Genomic DNA, 15,362 nt, shown 5'->3' on the forward strand with positions numbered 1-15,362 from the left:
CGTTCACCCGATCCGGGCACCGGCACTCACGCCGCCGTGCCGCCCAGTTCGAACCACACGCACTTGCCGACCCCGTGCATCCGTATGCCCCAGGAGTCCGCGAGCGAGCGCACCAGCATCAGTCCTCTCCCCGAAGTGCCTTCGGTGGTCGGTCTGCGGGGCTGCGGCCGCCGGGACACGAAGTCCCGTACTTCCACCCGCAGGCGGTCGGTGACCGTCACGGTCACCACGGCGCCCCGGTCGGTGTGCACCAGGGCGTTGGTGACCAGCTCGCTGATGAGCAGCTCCGCGATGTCCGACCTGCCGGAATCCCCCCAGTGGACGAGCAGTTGGCGCAGGTCCCTGCGGACCATCGCCACCGCCGTCAGGTCGGCGCGGCGCAGCCGGTGCCGGATGGCCCTCGGCCGCTGCCCTTCGATCCATGTGCCGCCACGGCCGTCGAAGGGGCCGGTGACCGGCCCGTCGGTCCGTCCGTGCAGTTGCTCGCCCCGTACAGGCTGACGCTTCATCCTCCCCGCCCCGAGCGCTCCGGTGTCCCCGATCTTCATCCCCGATCTTTCGAACAACCTCAGATCGATGCATGCCCGTCGGGGTACGACCCAAGCTTCGCCCCCTGCTTCCGCATATGCCACGGGATGCCCGGTTGGTCCCGACCAACGTCCGGCCCGGCTGTCATGACAAGGGCGGAAACGTCGGGGCGACACGGCCGTCCGTAGGACGAATTCGCCCTCGCTGTCGACCGGCCCACTGCCGCAGCCGGTACAGCTCCTCCCGGAGGAGCTGTCGAGGCGCGGGGTCCGCCGAGTGGCCCGGTACGGCTACGCCCGCGTCCGGACCCCCGCGGCACTGCGGCGCAGCCCAGAAGCTCCTGACTCCTCCTGCGCAAAGGGCACAGGTGCGGGGCATGTGCCCCGCTGGACGGTAATGGCTCAGAAGCGGGGGATGTTGCGGAGGTTGGACCGGGCCATCTGGACCATCCGGCCCACGCCGCCGTCCAGCACGATCTTGCCCGCGGAGAGCGCGAACCCGGTCACCATGTCGGCGCTGATCTTCGGCGGGATGGACAGCGCGTTCGGGTCGGTGACGACGTCGACGAGCGCGGGCCCGTTGTGCTTGAAGGCGTCCCGCAGCGCGCCCCGCAGGTGCTTCGGCTTCTCCACGCGGACGCCGTACGCACCCGCCGCCCGTGCGATGGCCGCGAAGTCGGGGTTCTGATTGCCGGTGCCGTACGAGGGGAGGCCCGCCACCAGCATCTCCAGCTCGACCATCCCGAGTGAGGAATTGTTGAACAGGACGACCTTCACCGGCAGATTGTGCTGGACCAGGGTGAGGAAGTCACCCATGAGCATGGAGAATCCGCCGTCCCCCGACATCGAGACGACCTGCCGCCTGCGGTCGGTGAGCTGCGCGCCGATGGCCTGCGGCAGCGCGTTGGCCATCGAGCCGTGCGTGAACGAACCGATGACGCGGCGGCGCCCGTTGGGCGTGAGGTAACGCGCCGCCCAGACGTTGCACATGCCGGTGTCCACGGTGAAGACCGCGTCGTCCGAGGCTTCCTCGTCCAGCACCGAGGCCACGTACTCGGGGTGGACCGGCACGTGCCGGTCCACCTTGCGGGTGTACGCCTTGACCACGCCCTCCAGCGCGTCGGCGTGCTTCTTCAGCATCCGGTCCAGGAAGCGGCGGTTCTTCTTCTCCTGGACCAGCGGGGTCAGGCAGCGCAGCGTCTCCCGTACGTCGCCCCAGACGGCCAGGTCCAGCGTGGAACGGCGGCCGAGGTGCTCGGCTCGCACGTCGACCTGCACGATCGGCACGTCCTTCGGGAGGAACGCGTTGTACGGGAAGTCCGTGCCGAGCAGGATCAGCAGATCGCACTCGTGCGTGGCCTCGTAGGCGGCGCCGTACCCGAGCAGACCGCTCATGCCGACGTCGTACGGATTGTCGTACTGGATCCACTCCTTGCCGCGCAGCGCGTGGCCGACGGGCGACTTGATCTTCTCGGCCAGTGCCATGACTTCGGCGTGCGCGCCCGCCGTACCGCTGCCGCAGAAGAGCGTGACCTTGCCGGCCTGGTCGATCATGCGGGCGAGCTGTGCGATCTCGGCGTCGCCCGGGCGCACGGAGGGCCGCGCGGTGACCAGCGCGTGCTCCTCGGCGCGCTCGGGGGCCGGCTCGCCCGCGATGTCGCCGGGCAGCGCGACCACGGAGACGCCGCTGCGGCCCACCGCGTGCTGGATCGCGGTCTGCAGGACGCGCGGCATCTGCCGGGTGTTGGAGATCAGCTCGCAGTAGTGGCTGCACTCCTGGAAGAGCTGGTCGGGGTGGGTCTCCTGGAAGAAGCTGGTGCCGATCTCGCTGGACGGGATGTGCGAGGCCAGCGCCAGTACGGGGGCCATCGAACGGTGGGCGTCGAACAGGCCGTTGATGAGGTGGAGGTTGCCCGGGCCGCAGGAGCCGGCGCAGGCGGCGAGCCGGCCGGTGATCTGGGCCTCGGCGCCGGCCGCGAAGGCCGCGACCTCCTCGTGCCGGACCTGGACCCAGTCGACGGCCGAGGTGCGGCGGATGGCGTCGACGACGGGGTTCAGGCTGTCGCCGACGACTCCGTACAGCCGCTTGACCCCGGCGCGCGCCAGGATGTCGACGAACTGCTCGGCCACGGTCTGCTTCGCCATCGCGCGCACGCCCTTCGGGTGGGGATCAGTGGCTCGCGCCGCCCGCGGGGAGGTGATTTGCCCGCCTTTGCGGCATCGGTTCGGTTCTACCACTCATTCCCGGGGCGGCCCCGGAAGGCGTACGGCGCGCTGCGGCGCAGCTCTCGGCTGTACCGCACCGCGGTACTCAGCTCTCCCACACCGCCGCGGCCGTGCGGTCCTTCGCGTGGCCCTTCACGCGGAGCTGGGCGTCGGCCAGGAAGGCGGCCAGCCCCGGCGGCTCGGTCTCGGCCCACCGCCCGGCCAGCCGCGCGGCGAAGTCGGGCGTCTCGCGCAGCGGCTCGGCCAGACCGGCGCTGCACAGCAGCAGGGTGTCGCCGGAGCGGGCCACGGAGGCGCGGAAGAGGAACGGTTCGCCGACGGGTTCGGGAGCGGCTTCGGGAGTGGCTCCCGGCGCCCCGGTCACGCCGAGGTTCATCGTCGGCTCCGGGTCCTGCGCGGTCGGCTCCGGGCCGGCCGGCCCGCGCTGCGCCGGGATGCCGGGCGACTGCGTGCCGTACCCGACGACCGGCCCGCCGACCGCCTCGTCCGGCGGCAGCGGTGGCTCCAGGTCCTGCCAGACGCCGTCCCGGAGCCGGAAGAGCCCGCCGCCGCCGAGGCCGAAGAAGACGCGGGTGCGGCACGCCGGGTCGGCGGGCAGCAGCAGGCAGCGCAGCGAAGCGGTGTACTCGCGGGGGTCCAGGCCCAGCTCGGCGGCGCGGGCCCGCAGCCGGCCGTAGCTCCGGTCGGTGAGCCGCTGCAGCCCGGACCTGAGAGCTTCGCGGCGGCCGGTACGGATGTCGTCGGCCAGCCGCGAGCCGGAGCGGCCGACGGCGGCACCGATCCACTGGCAGGCGTCCCGCGCCGCGCGGTGCCCCTCGGGCGAGGCGTGCGCACCGGAGGCGACGGCGATCAGGATCAGGGTCTGCCGCCCGGCACCGAAGCGGGCGGTGAGCAGTGCGTCGCGGCGCGGGTCGCCGCGGTACCGGGCGGAGTCGCCGCGCACGGACGCGGCGCGCAGCGTGAGCGTGCCGTACTGCGCGCCGTCCAGCTCGGTGTCCGGGACGAGCCCGGCGAGGTCGGCCGGGTCGGCCGCGGGCAGCGCGACCGGCTCGGCCGCGTACGTGGGCGGGCGGTCCCCGATGAACTCCACTACGGGGACGGGCGGCTCGGGCGCGTCGGCCTCATCGGCTGCTTCGAACGCATCGGCCGCTTCGGGCGCGACGGCCGCGTCCAGCGTGCGCAGGGCCGAGTCGACGCGGTCGTCCAGCGTGTCCGGCGCGGTCGAGGGCCCCGCGTCACCCGGCTTGCCGTCGCCCGCTTCGTACAGCTCGCGCCACCAGTCGTCCTCATGTCCGCGTGTGTCCCCCTGCTGGCTCATGGACCGTATTGTCCATGGCCGAGTGGCAGCGAAACAGTGCACAAAAGAGTGCTCCGCGACGCGTCACCGGGCCGCGTCGACGCCCTCCAGGGACAGCAGGGTGCGCTTGCGGTCCAGGCCACCGGCGTATCCGGTGAGCGAGCCGTCGGCTCCGATGACGCGGTGGCAGGGGCGCAGGATCAGCAGCGGATTCGCGCCGATCGCGGTGCCGACGGCCCGAACGGCGGGGCGCGTGGCCCCGATGCGGCGGGCGATCTCCCCGTAACTGGCGGTCTCGCCGTACGGGATGGCGTCCAGCGCCGTCCAGACGCGCTCGCGGAAGGCGGTGCCGCGGGTGGCCAGGGTCAGCGCGAAGTCCCGGCGCTCGCCCGCGAAGTACTCCTTCAGCTGCCGTTCCGCCTCGGCGAAGGCGGCCGGTTCACGGATCCAGTCCCCCGAGGGCACGACGCCGCCCTTCTGGCCGGGCAGGGAGAGCGCGATCAGTACCGTGCCGCCGGGGGCGTCGGCCGACGGCTCGCCCACGAGGGTCAGCCGGCCGAGCGGACTGTCAAGCAGCGTGTAGAGCGGCATGGTTGATGCTGTCCTTCGAGTCGTGGTCTTCGGCGTGAGCCGTGTTGCGGTCTTCGGAGTGAGCCGTGTCGTGGTCTTCGGTTTCGTGCGCGGCACCGGCCAGAAGGCCCGCGTGCCGGAGGTACTGGAAGGCGTACGAGCGCCATGGCTGCCAGCGCTCCGCCTCCGGGGCGGCGTCCGGCGGGCCCACGTCCGGGTCGCCCAGGGCGCGCCTTCTGATGACCGCCGCCGCGGCGGGGCCGACGCCCGGGAGCGCGGCGAGGGCGCGCTCGGCGGCGTCCCGGTCCGCGCCCGCCGCGAGGTCCACCGTGCCGTCGGCGAGCGCCGCGCACAGCGCCCGTACGCCCTCCCCGGCATCCGCCCCGGCCAGCTCCTCCGGCGTCGGGAAGAGGTGGGTGAGCGTGCCGTCGGGGGTGTCCAGCGGCTTGCCGTGCGCCCGTACGAGGGCGGCGGCGCGCTCCGGTGGCCCGCCGAGCACGGTCCGTACCGCCTGCTCCGCCGGATCGGCCGCGCCCGGCGAGCGCAGCCCGGGGCGGGCCGCGACCAGCGGCCGGAGCAGCGGGTCGGCCGACAGCCGGGCGGCGACCGCGTACGGATCGGCGTCCAGGTCGAACAGGAGGCGCAGCCGCTGGCCGGCGGTGGGCAGGTCGCGCAGGTCGGTGAGGTGCAGCCGGCAGTCGAGCCAGCCGGAGCGGACCGGCCCTGCGGACCCTCCGGGCCGCTCGCCGACCTCGGCGACGGCGGTGCCGTAGGTGAGGCGCAGGGTGCGGCGGTACGTACGGGCCCCGGGGACGCCGATGACCTCCTCGACGCCCGGTACGGCCGCGACCTGGAGGTCGTCGAAGATCTCCCGGGCGGCGTACGGGCCCCGGAAGGCGAGCCGCAGCGGGATGCCGCCGGGGGTGCCGTGTTCCCCGCGCGCGGTGCGGCCGCGTGCCGCGGCGCGCAGCTCGCTGGGGGTGCTGCCGTAGATCTCCCGCATGGTCGCGTTGAACTGCCGGACGCTGGCGAAGCCGGCGGCGAACGCCAGCTCCGTGACCGGCAGGCCGGTGGTCTGGAGCAGGATGCGCGCGGTGTGCGCGCGGCGGGCGCGGGCCAGCGCGACCGGGCCTGCGCCCAGCTCGGCGGTGAGCTGGCGCTGCACCTGGCGGGCGCTGTAGCCGAGCCGCGCGGCAAGGCCCGCGACGCCCTCGCGGTCGACGACGCCGTCGCCGATGAAGCGCATCGCGCGGCCCACCAGGTCGGCCCGGACGTTCCAGTCGGCCGAGCCGGGGACGGCGTCCGGGCGGCAGCGGCGGCAGGCCCGGAAGCCGGCGCCCTGGGCGGCGGCAGCGGACGGGAAGAACCGCACGTTGGCCCGCTTCGGGGTGACAGCGGGACAGCTCGGGCGGCAGTAGATGCCGGTCGTCACCACGGCGAAGAAGAATTCTCCGTCGAAGCGCGCGTCCCGGCTCGCCACCGCCTCGTACCTGCTGCTTTCGTCCTTCACACCGTCCAGTGTGCGGGATCGCGGCAGCCGCTTCCGGCGGAAATCGGACATGGCGCTCGGGGCGGCCCGTGCGCGGGTACGCGCCTCCGGGCCGCCCGCCGTCGCGGGGCGGGCGGCCCGGACCGGCCGGCTAGCCTCGCGGCCCCCGCTTCCGCTCCCCCATGTGCCGCCCGAGCGCCTGCTTCTGTTTCCAGTCCCGGCGCAGCTCGGCGCGGAGCCGGACGTCGGTCTTGGCGACGATGCGCTGGTTCTCGCGCAGCAGCTTGCGGTAGCTGTCCAGGCGGCGCTGCGGCAGGTCGCCCGCCTCCACGGCCGCCAGCACCGCGCACCCCGGCTCGGCGGTGTGCGCGCAGTCGTGGAACCGGCACCGCGCAGCCAGCTCCTCGACATCGGTGAAGGTGCGGGCGAGGCCCTCCTCGGCGTCCCACATGCCGACGCCGCGCAGCCCCGGGGTATCGATCAGCACCCCGCCGCCGGGCAGCACCAGCAGGTCGCGGGTGGTCGTGGTGTGCCGCCCCTTGCCGTCCCGGTCGCGTACGGCGTGCACGTCCTGGATCTCGGCGCCGAGCACCGCGTTGGCGAGGGTGGACTTGCCCGCGCCGGACCGGCCGAGCAGCACGGACGTGCCGCCGGCCAGTACCGCCGCGAGGACGTCCAGCCCTGCGCCGGTCGCCGCGCTCACCGCCAGTACCGGTACGCCGGGCGCGACGGTCTCGGTGTCGGCGACGAGGTGGGCGAGGCCCGCCGCGTCCGGCACCAGGTCCGCCTTGGTCAGCGCCACGACGGGGGTGGCGCTGCTCTCCCATGCCAGGGACACGAAGCGTTCGACGCGTCCGAGGTCGAGCGGCTCGGCGAGGGAGACGGCGACGACCGCGTGGTCGATGTTGGCGGCCAGGATCTGGCCCTCGGAGCGCTTGGAGGAGGCGGACCGCACCAGGGCGGTGCGCCGCGGGAGCAGCGCGCGGACGACGGCGTCCGGCCCGCTGCCGGGATCGATCGCGGCCCAGTCGCCGGTGCACGGCACCTTGAGCGGGTCGCTCGTGGCCACGAGCGCGGTGCTCGCGAGCACGGTACGGACGCCGTCGTCGCCGGGCACGACGGCGTCCACCCGGCCGCGGTCGACGCGGACCAGGCGGCCGGGCAGCAGACCCTGCTCGGCGTACGGGGTGAACTCCTGCGCGTGGTCCGCGTCCCAGCCGTAGGGGGCGAGGGGGTGCGCAGCGGTGATGTCGGACGTGAGGTCGGACAACGGGATGACCCTTCGAAGCGGGTGGTCCCGGCGGCGGGCGCGCAACTCGGGCGCGCCGAAGAGGAGTTGAGGTCAGCCGGGAACCACGGAGGTGGGGTGGATGATCTTCCGGATGCGGGCAGCGCCCAGCGCAGTGACAGCCATCGGTCCACACCTCCTCGTTCGTCGGTCGTCGCCGGATCGCTCGTCGGCGATCTCGTACGTGCAGAGCCTAGAGCGGCCGTGCACGGCGTCGCCAACGATTTTCCGTACCGCCCTGCTGAGAATCTGTCGACAGCCGCCGATAACCAGCCGCCGAAAATTAGTTGCTCGAGTGCCTGCTTTCGGTCCGTGTGGCACCTGAGTAAGGTGTGGCGTCAGCCGGAGACCTGGAGGATTTCCGGCCGAATGCGCATCGCCGATTACGGGGGAAGGAACGGCACGCAGCATGGCCGCTGGCCTGTTCGAAGGGCAGTACGTATGGCATCCGGCGGCCGATGACCGGCGGCTGGCGAGCGCCTGTGTGGATGTGCGGGCGGGGCGCTACTTCAGCGCCCGGGAGATCCTGAAGGAGAGCCGCGACGATTTCGGCGTACGGGCGCACCGTTCTCTGGTACTGGCCTCCGAGGCGGCCGATTCGGATCTGACCGAGCGCTGGCTCGCCGAGGAGCCGGGGACCGAGGCGGCGCTGCTGTGGGCGCGGGTCGCGGCGCTGCGCGCCTCCCGCGCCGCCGACGCGCACGACCGGCACGCCACCACGCTGAGCCGGATCGCGCTGGCCGCCTGCGACCGCGCCGCGGAGCTCGCGCCGATGGACCCGACGCCATGGGCCGCCAGGCTCTCGCTGGCCCGCTTCCAGCGCCACCTCGACCCGGCGCCGGAGGGCCTGATCACCGCGCCGCCCGGCCCCTGGTCGCTCTTCTCGCACATCCTGCGGCTGGATCCATGGCACCGCGAGGCCCACCACCGTTTCCTGGCGTGCTTCTTCGCGCGGCACGGCGGGTCGGCGGGCGCCGCCTGGGACGTCGCCGCCTTCCTCGCGCAGCGCGCCCCGGCCGCCTCGGCGCTGCGGCTGCTGCCGCTGGTGGCCGCGGTCGAGGAGTACGACCCGGGCGCGCCGCTCGCCGACCGCACGTGGGAGCAGCCGCAGTGGCGGCAGGTCGCGCTGCGGATCTACCAGCACTGGCTGCCGGAGGTGGCCGGCTACCGCTTCACGCCCGTGCTGGACCTGGCGTATCTGGCGCACGCGCTGTGCATGGCACGCCACGAGTTCGAGGCGCGGGCGGTCTTCACGGCCATGGGCCCGTACGCCTCACGGATGCCCTGGAGCGCGTTCGGCGACCCGGCCGAGCAGCTCAGCAGGGCCAGGCGCCGGTGCGGGCTCCCCGTCCCGCACGCTCCCGACTCGGGATGAGCACTGTCCGGACCCGGGATGAGCACTGTCCCGACTCGGGATGAGTGTCGTTCCCCCCACATCACACCGACACCTCACTGACCGTCACCGGAAAGGTTCGTCCGTGTCCGATTCCGCATTTCTCGCCCGGGTGCGCGCCCGCCGGCGGGAGGAGCAGCCCCCCACGCTGGACGATGACGCGACCCTGCACGCCATGGGATATCCCCGGAAACTCACCCGGAGATTCCGCGCATTCGACAATTTCGCGATCTCCTTCACGATCATCAACATCATATCCGGGATTTTTTCGTCCTTCGGCTTCGGCATGAATGCCGGCGGTCCGCGCGTCCTGGTGTTCGGCTGGATTGCCGTCTCTATTCTGGTGCTCTTCATCGGCGCCTCGATGGCGGAAATCACCTCCGCCTATCCCACCAGCGGCGCGCTGTATTTCTCCGCGGGCAAGCTCGCCAAGCGGCACAAAGGGGCCTGGTCCTGGTACACGGGCTGGCTGAATTTCGTGGGGCAGGTCGGCGGTACGGCCGCCACCGGCTATGCGGCGGCCACCTTCATCCAGGCGTTCCTCGCGATGCAGTGGCCGTCCTACCAGGTCTCCGAGCAGCGCACGGTCCTCATCACGGCGGCGATCCTGCTGGTCCAGGCGCTGGCCAACACCTACACCGTGCACCTGGTCGCCATCTTGAACCGGATCTCGGTGTGGTGGCTGCTGGTCGGGATGGTGGTCATCGTCGTGGCGCTGACCGTGCTGCCCGAACACCACCGGTCGGCCTCGTTCGTGACGCATTTCGCCAACAACACCGGCTTCACCAACGGACTTTACGGCGCGCTGCTGGGCCTGCTCGTCACGAGCTGGACGTTCACCGGATTCGACGGCAGCTTCCATATGTCGGAAGAAACCGTGGGCGCGACCGTCAACGCCCCGAAGGGAATCATGCGGGCGATCGGGTACTCCGCCGTGGCCGGCCTGGTCCTGATGCTCGCCCTGGTCTACGCGATACGTGATTACTCAGCGGAAGCGAGCGCTGACGCACCGCCCGTACAGATTCTCATCGACGCGCTCGGTACCGGCACCGCCAAGTTCCTGCTGCTGATCGTCATCGGCGCGATGCTCTTCTGCGGACTGGCCAATATGACCAGCAACACCCGCCAGATCTTTGCCTTTTCGCGGGACGGCGCGATGCCCGGCTCGCGCTGGTGGCACTCGGTCTCCGCGCGCACCCGTACACCCGTCAAGGCGGTCTGGCTCGCCGCCGCCTGCTCGCTGGTGCTGGTGATCCCCGGCTGGTGGTCGCACACCGCCTTCACCGCCATCGTCAGCGTCAACGTCGTCGGGCTGTTCCTCGCGTACGGCGTACCGATCTTCCTGCGGCTGCGGCTGGACACCTTCGAGCCGGGGCCGTGGAACCTGGGCCGCTGGGGCAGGCCCGTCGCGGCGGTCGCGGTGGTCTGGATCGTGCTGAGCAACGTGCTGTTCATGCTGCCGCAGGCGTCCCCCATCACGCCCGGCTCGTTCAACTACGCGCCGATCGCGCTCGCGGTGGTGCTGGTCATCGCCACGGTGTGGTGGTTCGCCACCGCCCGGCACCGCTTCCAGGGCCCGGTCAGCTACGGCCGCCCGGACGAGGTGGCGGCGATGGACCTGATCTGACGGATGCCGGTGCGGCGCCGACGGCTCCGGGCCGCCGGCGCCGCCGGGTCACCGGCCCCGGACGGTGATTCCGAGGATTCGCGCCCCCGTCTCCGTCCGCGGCCGGTGGCTGCTGCCCGGCGCGAACACCACGTACGTGCCGGGCCCGTGCCGCTCGTCGCCCTCGATGACCTCCCCGTCGAGGACGAAGTACCGCTCCTCGGCGGGATGGTGGTCCACCACCGGCCACTCCGCCCCCGGAGCGAACTCGATCAGCCAGCCCCGGGCGTACTCGGTCCGCTGCAGCCGGCGCCGCACGATGCCGGGGCCGACCTCCTGCGTCTCCGCGTCGTCGACGTGCAGCACGGTCTTCAGCTCGGTCGCTCTGCATCTGATGCCGCCCCGCTCCCGGCGGGTCCTGTGCTGCTGCCGACCTCGCCTGTGCCGGGGTCAGCACGACGGACTTCCCGCCGTGGGTGATCCGGCCGTCGGCCGACCGCCCCGTCCCGCGGGTTGCTCGCGCAGTTCCCCGCGCCCCTGAAGGGGCGCGGGGAACTGCGCGAGCAGCCACGATGTGGCCGCACCCGGCGACGGAGCCGCACTCCTACGGCGAGTCGCCGCAGGCCGCCATACCGGACGCACGCAGGCACGGCGCCCGCATCTGCAGCGGCGCGTTCGCGCTGGCCCAGGCCGGGCTGCTGGACGGCCGCAGCGCGACCACGCACTGGCGGCGCACCGCGCGGCTGGCCGCCGAGTTCCCCGCCGTGCGGGTCGAGGCGGACGTGCTGTACGTGGACCACGGGGACGTGGCGACCAGCGCGGGCAGCGGCGCCGGCATCGATCTGTGCCTGCACCTCGTCCGGCGGGACCGCGGCGCCGCGTACGCCGCCGCGATCGCCCGCGGCATGGTGCTGCCGCCGCACCGGGAGGGCAGTCAGCTGCAGTACGCGGCGGAGCCCGCGGCCCCGGCCCGCGCGGACGCGTCGCTCGCGCCGGTACTGGAGTGGGCGCTGAGCCGGCTGGACGGCGAGCTGAGCGTGGCCCGGCTGGCCGAGCGGGCCGGGCTGTCGGAGCGGACGCTCGCCCGCCGGTTCGCCGAGCAGCTCGGCGTCAGTCCCGGACAGTGGCTGCTGGCCCGGCGCATCGACGCGGCGCGGGTGCTGCTGGAGGAGACCGACCTCGCGGTGGAGGCGGTGGCCGCGCGGGTCGGGCTCTCCTCGGCGGTCAATCTGCGGCGCCGTTTCCGCGCGGCGCTGGGGACCACGCCCGGCGCGTACCGGCGGGTGTTCGGCGAGCGGCGGTGAGGCGAGCGCGGTGATCCGTCCCGGAGACGGGGCGCCGTCACTTCTCCTTCTCCGGCCCCGGCCCGCCCCCGCCTGCGCTCTCTTCCCCGTCCCCGTCGTCGAGTTCGTTCTCCCGCTCGGCCTCCTCCCGCGCGTGGCGCAGCGGTTCGGCCTCGGCGCGGCGGCGCTCCTCGCGCTCCGCGCGGCCCGCCGCGGTCTCCAGCGAGGGCCAGACCCGGTCCAGCGCCGCGTTGACCGCCGCGCCGACCAGTACCGCGAAGGCCGAGACGCCGATCCACAGCAGGACCGCGACGGGCGCGGCGAGCGAGCCGTAGATCGTCGGGCCCTCGACCGTCGCGGCGAGGTAGACACGCAGCAGCAGGCTGCCCAGCAGCCACATCGCGAGCGCGACCACCGCGCCGGGGATGTCCTCCTGCCAGGGGGAGCGGACCGGTACGGACACGTGGTACAGCGTGGTCAGGAAGGCGACCGAGACCAGCAGGACGACCGGCCAGTACAGCGCCCGGATGACGTCCTCGCTGGACGGCAGCAGATGGACGACGGTGTCCGGGCCCGCGACCATCAGGGGCAGCGCGACCGCGCCGAGCACGAGCGCGACGAGGTAGAGGAAGAACGCCAGCAGGCGGGTGGCGACGATGCCGCGCCTGCCCTCCAGGCCGTACATGATCGTGATGGTGTCGACGAAGACGTTCAGCGCACGCGAGCCCGACCACAGGGCGATGGCGAAGCCGATCGAGATGACGTCGGGGCGACCGCCGCGGAAGATGTCGTCCAGCAGCGGCCGGGCGATCTCGTCGACGCCCTTGTCGGACAGCACGGCCGCGGACGCGGTGAGGATGTTCGCCCGGATCGTGTCGATGGTGTCGTGGCCGACCCACGGCTGCAGATAGCCCAGCAGCCCGATGAGGCCGAGGAACAGCGGGGGCAGCGAGAGCAGGCAGAAGAAGGCGGCCTCGGCGGCGAGGCCGGTGACGCGGTACTCCACGCAGGAGTGCACGGTGTCCTTGAGCAGCAGCCACCCGAGGCGGCGTTTCGGTACATGGCGGTACAGGACGCGAGCCCTGTGCAGACGGCCCGTGGGGCGCTCGGCTGGTTCGTTCGCTGGCTGCACCTCGCCACCGTATCCGGCAGGGCGGCGACGGCCCATGACGTGACGCCGCGCAGGGTGCCGGACCGGACGCCGCCGCCGCGCGGAAGCGGTGCCGCGCCGACTCGGCACCGCTTCCGGCGGGAGTGGCCGGCCCTGGCGAGGGCGGACCCGGTACGGAGGCCCGGTCCCCGGCGTACGGAAACGGCTCGCGCCCAGCCTTTCCGCTCGCACCCGGCGCGGCAACCGTTGCACGACGTTGCAACGGATCTGCCGATTCCGCCTCCGCCGGGCCCCGGCCCCGGCACGATGGGCCGCGGCGATACCCCAAAACAGCACAAGCGGAGCGATGTTGAGCACACGGCACCACGACAGGACCCGGACCCCCGTCCTGGCAGCGGCGCTGGACCCCCGGGAAGCGGCCCGCCGGCTGGCTTCCGTACGGGAGGCCACCCTCGCGGGGGACGAACCGCCCGACGGCCCCCGCAGCGTGATCGGGGAATCCTGGCGGCGGGTGATCGGCAGCGGCCTCGACCCGGACCGGGACCGCCGCGCGCGGCCGCTGTCCCTGACCGAGCTGGAGGAGCGCCGGGCCCGCTCGCAGCTGCTGCGGCTGCTGCCCGTACTGCACTCCCACCTCCTCCCGGCCGCGGACGCCGCGCAGCAGATCCTGGTGGTGACCGACCCCGAGGGCCGGGTGCTGTGGCGGGAGGGCGCGGCCCCGGTGCGCCGGATGGCCGACCGGCACGGCTTCGAGCCGGGCGCCGACTGGACCGAGGACGTGGTCGGCACGAACGGCATCGGTACCGCGCTGGTCACCCGCGCCCCGGTCCTGGTGCACTCCGCCGAGCACTACGTCCGCACCCACCACCAGTGGACCTGTGCCGGGGCGCCGCTGCACGACCCGCGCGACGGGCGGCTGCTGGGTGTGGTGGACCTCAGCGGCCCGGCGCACTCCTTCCATCCCACGACGCTCTCGCTGGTCTCCGCGGTCGCCCGGCTCGCCGAGTGCGAGGAGCGCACCCGGCACCTGGCCGCGCTGGACCGGCTGCGGGCGAGCGCCGCGCCGCTGCTCGCCCGGCTGGGCGGGCGGGCGCTGGCCGTGGACCGGGACGGCTGGACGGCCGCGGCCACCGGCACGGCGCCGCCCACGCGGATCGCGCTGCCCCGGTCGCCGCAGGCCGGCCCGCTGTGGCTGCCGCGGTACGGCGCCTGCGCGCTGGAGCCGCTGCCGGGCGGCTGGCTGGTGCGGATCGGGGAGGACGGGCCGCCGGGGCCCGCGCCGAGCCGGGTGGTGCTGGACCTCAGCGGCCGGGCCGGCTGGACGGTGACGGTCGGCGGCCCGGCCGGAAGCTGGACGCACGAGCTGAGCCCGCGCCACGCCGAGCTGCTCTTCACCCTGGCCGTCCACCCCGAGGGCCGCACGTCGGCGGAGCTGGCCCTCGACCTGTTCGGCGACGCCCGCCGCACGGCGACGGTCCGCGCGGAGCTCTCCCGGCTGCGCCGCACCCTCGGCTGCGTCCTCTCGCACCGCCCGTACCGCTTCGCCGACGAGGTCGACGTCGATCTGCGCCGCCCGCCGCGCGCGCCGGATCTCCTCCCCCACTCCACGGCGCCTTCGGTGGTCGCGGCGCGAGCGGGCTGCCGCTGAGGGCCGGGCCGCGTGGGCCGGTACCGGAGGCCCGGGCCGTCGCACCGCATGATTGGGTGACGGCCATGACCGAGACTGTCACCACCTGGTACCTGGAGCAGACCGCCCCGGCGGACCTCGTGCCCGCCGTCGAGCCGCCCGCCGAGCAGGAGGTCCGGATCGTGCTGTCCGGGACGCCGCTGCCCGAGTTCAGCCGGTTCCTGTACACGGCGGTGGGCGGGGACGTGACCTGGACGGACCGGCTGGCGTGGACGTACGCGGAGTGGGAGACGCACCTGAAGCAGCCCGGTACGGAGACATGGGTGGCGTACGAGCGGGGGACGCCGGCCGGGTTCATCGAGCTGCAGGCCCGGCCGGACGCGTCGGTGGAGATCGTCTACTTCGGCCTGATCCCGGCGTTCCGCGGCCGGCGGATCGGCGGCCATCTGCTCTCGTACGGCATCGCGCGCGCCTGGGACCTGGCCGATCGCCGGCCGGAGTGCGAGCCGACGAAGCGGGTGTGGGTGCACACCTGCAGCAAGGACGGCGAGTATGCGATGGCCAACTACCAGCGCCGCGGGTTCCGGGTGTACGACACGACCGTGACGGAGGAACCCGAGATGGCGGCGCCGGGCCCCTGGCCTGGCGCCTGAGCCACGCCCCGGGCGCCGGTCACCTCAAGCGGAACGTGACCGGCGCCACAATGTCTCACTTTTCAAGACATACTCGTCCGCATTTTGGACGACGGTGGACTGGTCCAAGACCGTCGTGACACGCTTCCGTCATGTCTCGAGCTGGAATTGCCTTGGTGAGTCGGCGCCACGTCGACCTTGCGCGCGTGTCCAGCGCCATCTGTCAGGCGCGCTGACGCTGTACCCACAGGGGTCGGCGACTCTGACCGGTAACCCCTGACAGCACCCAGCTCCACCGACTTTCCCGCCGTCC

Annotated in this window: 13 protein-coding genes and 1 pseudogene; 6 read left to right on the top strand and 8 right to left on the bottom strand. The window is 73.3% G+C overall.

Annotation, left to right across the window (positions count from 1 at the left end):
- Positions 1 to 26: 26 nt before the first annotated feature.
- The 6 genes from IG84_RS0124125 to rsgA form a co-directional block, all read right to left on the bottom strand.
- A complete protein-coding gene (locus IG84_RS0124125; protein WP_078649318.1) occupies positions 27 to 509 on the bottom strand; it encodes an ATP-binding protein in 483 nt (160 codons plus the stop codon).
- A gap of 420 nt (positions 510 to 929) precedes the next feature.
- Positions 930 to 2,672 (bottom strand): pyruvate dehydrogenase, encoded by a 1,743-nt coding sequence (locus IG84_RS0124130; protein ID WP_031061039.1) that lies wholly within the window; start codon positions 2,670 to 2,672, stop codon positions 930 to 932.
- Positions 2,673 to 2,838: 166 nt separating this feature from the next.
- Entirely contained in the window at positions 2,839 to 4,071 is a 1,233-nt protein-coding gene (locus tag IG84_RS0124135) for a protein phosphatase 2C domain-containing protein (RefSeq protein ID WP_031061041.1), read from the bottom strand.
- A 63-nt stretch (positions 4,072 to 4,134) separates the two neighbouring features.
- Complete coding sequence (locus IG84_RS0124140) at positions 4,135 to 4,641, bottom strand: methylated-DNA--[protein]-cysteine S-methyltransferase (RefSeq protein ID WP_031061043.1); 507 nt, start codon at positions 4,639 to 4,641, stop codon at positions 4,135 to 4,137.
- Positions 4,619 to 6,130 carry an Ada metal-binding domain-containing protein gene (locus IG84_RS0124145; RefSeq protein ID WP_078649320.1) on the bottom strand — a complete coding sequence of 504 codons (1,512 nt, stop codon included), beginning with the start codon at positions 6,128 to 6,130 and terminating at the stop codon, positions 4,619 to 4,621. Before IG84_RS0124145 ends, IG84_RS0124140 begins: the two co-directional genes overlap by 23 nt.
- 130 nt (positions 6,131 to 6,260) lie before the next feature.
- The gene (gene rsgA, locus IG84_RS0124150) at positions 6,261 to 7,379 is read right to left on the bottom strand and encodes a ribosome small subunit-dependent GTPase A (protein ID WP_031061049.1); all 1,119 of its coding nucleotides are present in this window, start codon (positions 7,377 to 7,379) and stop codon (positions 6,261 to 6,263) included.
- A gap of 427 nt (positions 7,380 to 7,806) precedes the next feature.
- Here rsgA and IG84_RS0124155 point away from each other — a divergent pair, with 427 nt between their 5' ends.
- The gene (locus IG84_RS0124155; RefSeq protein WP_031061052.1) at positions 7,807 to 8,772 is read left to right on the top strand and encodes a hypothetical protein; all 966 of its coding nucleotides are present in this window, start codon (positions 7,807 to 7,809) and stop codon (positions 8,770 to 8,772) included.
- Positions 8,773 to 8,965: 193 nt separating this feature from the next.
- Positions 8,966 to 10,417, top strand: a complete 1,452-nt coding sequence (locus IG84_RS0124160; RefSeq protein ID WP_031061055.1) for an amino acid permease — start codon at positions 8,966 to 8,968, stop codon at positions 10,415 to 10,417.
- 48 nt (positions 10,418 to 10,465) lie between these two features.
- Here the strand turns inward: IG84_RS0124160 and IG84_RS0124165 are convergent, their stop codons facing one another.
- On the bottom strand, positions 10,466 to 10,792 hold the full coding sequence (locus tag IG84_RS0124165; protein ID WP_031061058.1) for a cupin domain-containing protein: 327 nt from the start codon (positions 10,790 to 10,792) through the stop codon (positions 10,466 to 10,468).
- Between the two features lie 242 nt (positions 10,793 to 11,034).
- On the opposite strand from IG84_RS0124165, the pseudogene IG84_RS0124170 reads away from it, so the two are divergent.
- Positions 11,035 to 11,700, top strand: a pseudogene (locus tag IG84_RS0124170) (GlxA family transcriptional regulator); the annotation flags it as partial.
- A 37-nt stretch (positions 11,701 to 11,737) separates the two neighbouring features.
- Here the strand turns inward: IG84_RS0124170 and IG84_RS0124175 are convergent.
- On the bottom strand, positions 11,738 to 12,811 hold the full coding sequence (locus IG84_RS0124175; protein ID WP_031061067.1) for a YihY/virulence factor BrkB family protein: 1,074 nt from the start codon (positions 12,809 to 12,811) through the stop codon (positions 11,738 to 11,740).
- Positions 12,812 to 13,136: 325 nt separating this feature from the next.
- Here IG84_RS0124175 and IG84_RS0124180 point away from each other — a divergent pair, with 325 nt between their 5' ends.
- From IG84_RS0124180 to IG84_RS42975, 3 genes are all read left to right on the top strand, one after another.
- Entirely contained in the window at positions 13,137 to 14,438 is a 1,302-nt protein-coding gene (locus IG84_RS0124180; protein ID WP_031061070.1) for a GAF domain-containing protein, read from the top strand.
- 65 nt (positions 14,439 to 14,503) lie between these two features.
- The gene (locus IG84_RS0124185; protein ID WP_031061072.1) at positions 14,504 to 15,070 is read left to right on the top strand and encodes a GNAT family N-acetyltransferase; all 567 of its coding nucleotides are present in this window, start codon (positions 14,504 to 14,506) and stop codon (positions 15,068 to 15,070) included.
- A 131-nt stretch (positions 15,071 to 15,201) separates the two neighbouring features.
- Positions 15,202 to 15,285: a putative leader peptide gene (locus IG84_RS42975; RefSeq protein ID WP_351598321.1), complete on the top strand. Its 84-nt coding sequence runs from the start codon at positions 15,202 to 15,204 to the stop codon at positions 15,283 to 15,285.
- The last annotated feature ends 77 nt before the right edge of the window (positions 15,286 to 15,362 follow it).

It is taken from the genome of Streptomyces ochraceiscleroticus, assembly GCF_000720485.1.
Taxonomy (GTDB): Bacteria; Actinomycetota; Actinomycetes; order Streptomycetales; family Streptomycetaceae; genus Streptomyces; species Streptomyces ochraceiscleroticus.

What these genes read in the sequence shown, in the direction of transcription:
- IG84_RS0124125 (WP_078649318.1), bottom strand. Translation starts at nt 509, where the DNA reads ATGAAGCGTCAGCCTGTACGGGGCGAGCAACTGCACGGACGGACCGAC.
- IG84_RS0124130 (WP_031061039.1), bottom strand. Translation starts at nt 2,672, where the DNA reads ATGGCGAAGCAGACCGTGGCCGAGCAGTTCGTCGACATCCTGGCGCGC.
- IG84_RS0124135 (WP_031061041.1), bottom strand. Translation starts at nt 4,071, where the DNA reads ATGAGCCAGCAGGGGGACACACGCGGACATGAGGACGACTGGTGGCGC.
- IG84_RS0124140 (WP_031061043.1), bottom strand. Translation starts at nt 4,641, where the DNA reads ATGCCGCTCTACACGCTGCTTGACAGTCCGCTCGGCCGGCTGACCCTC.
- IG84_RS0124155 (WP_031061052.1), top strand. Translation starts at nt 7,807, where the DNA reads ATGGCCGCTGGCCTGTTCGAAGGGCAGTACGTATGGCATCCGGCGGCC.
- IG84_RS0124160 (WP_031061055.1), top strand. Translation starts at nt 8,966, where the DNA reads ATGGGATATCCCCGGAAACTCACCCGGAGATTCCGCGCATTCGACAAT.
- IG84_RS0124180 (WP_031061070.1), top strand. Translation starts at nt 13,137, where the DNA reads ATGTTGAGCACACGGCACCACGACAGGACCCGGACCCCCGTCCTGGCA.
- IG84_RS0124185 (WP_031061072.1), top strand. Translation starts at nt 14,504, where the DNA reads ATGACCGAGACTGTCACCACCTGGTACCTGGAGCAGACCGCCCCGGCG.
- IG84_RS42975 (WP_351598321.1), top strand. Translation starts at nt 15,202, where the DNA reads ATGTCTCGAGCTGGAATTGCCTTGGTGAGTCGGCGCCACGTCGACCTT.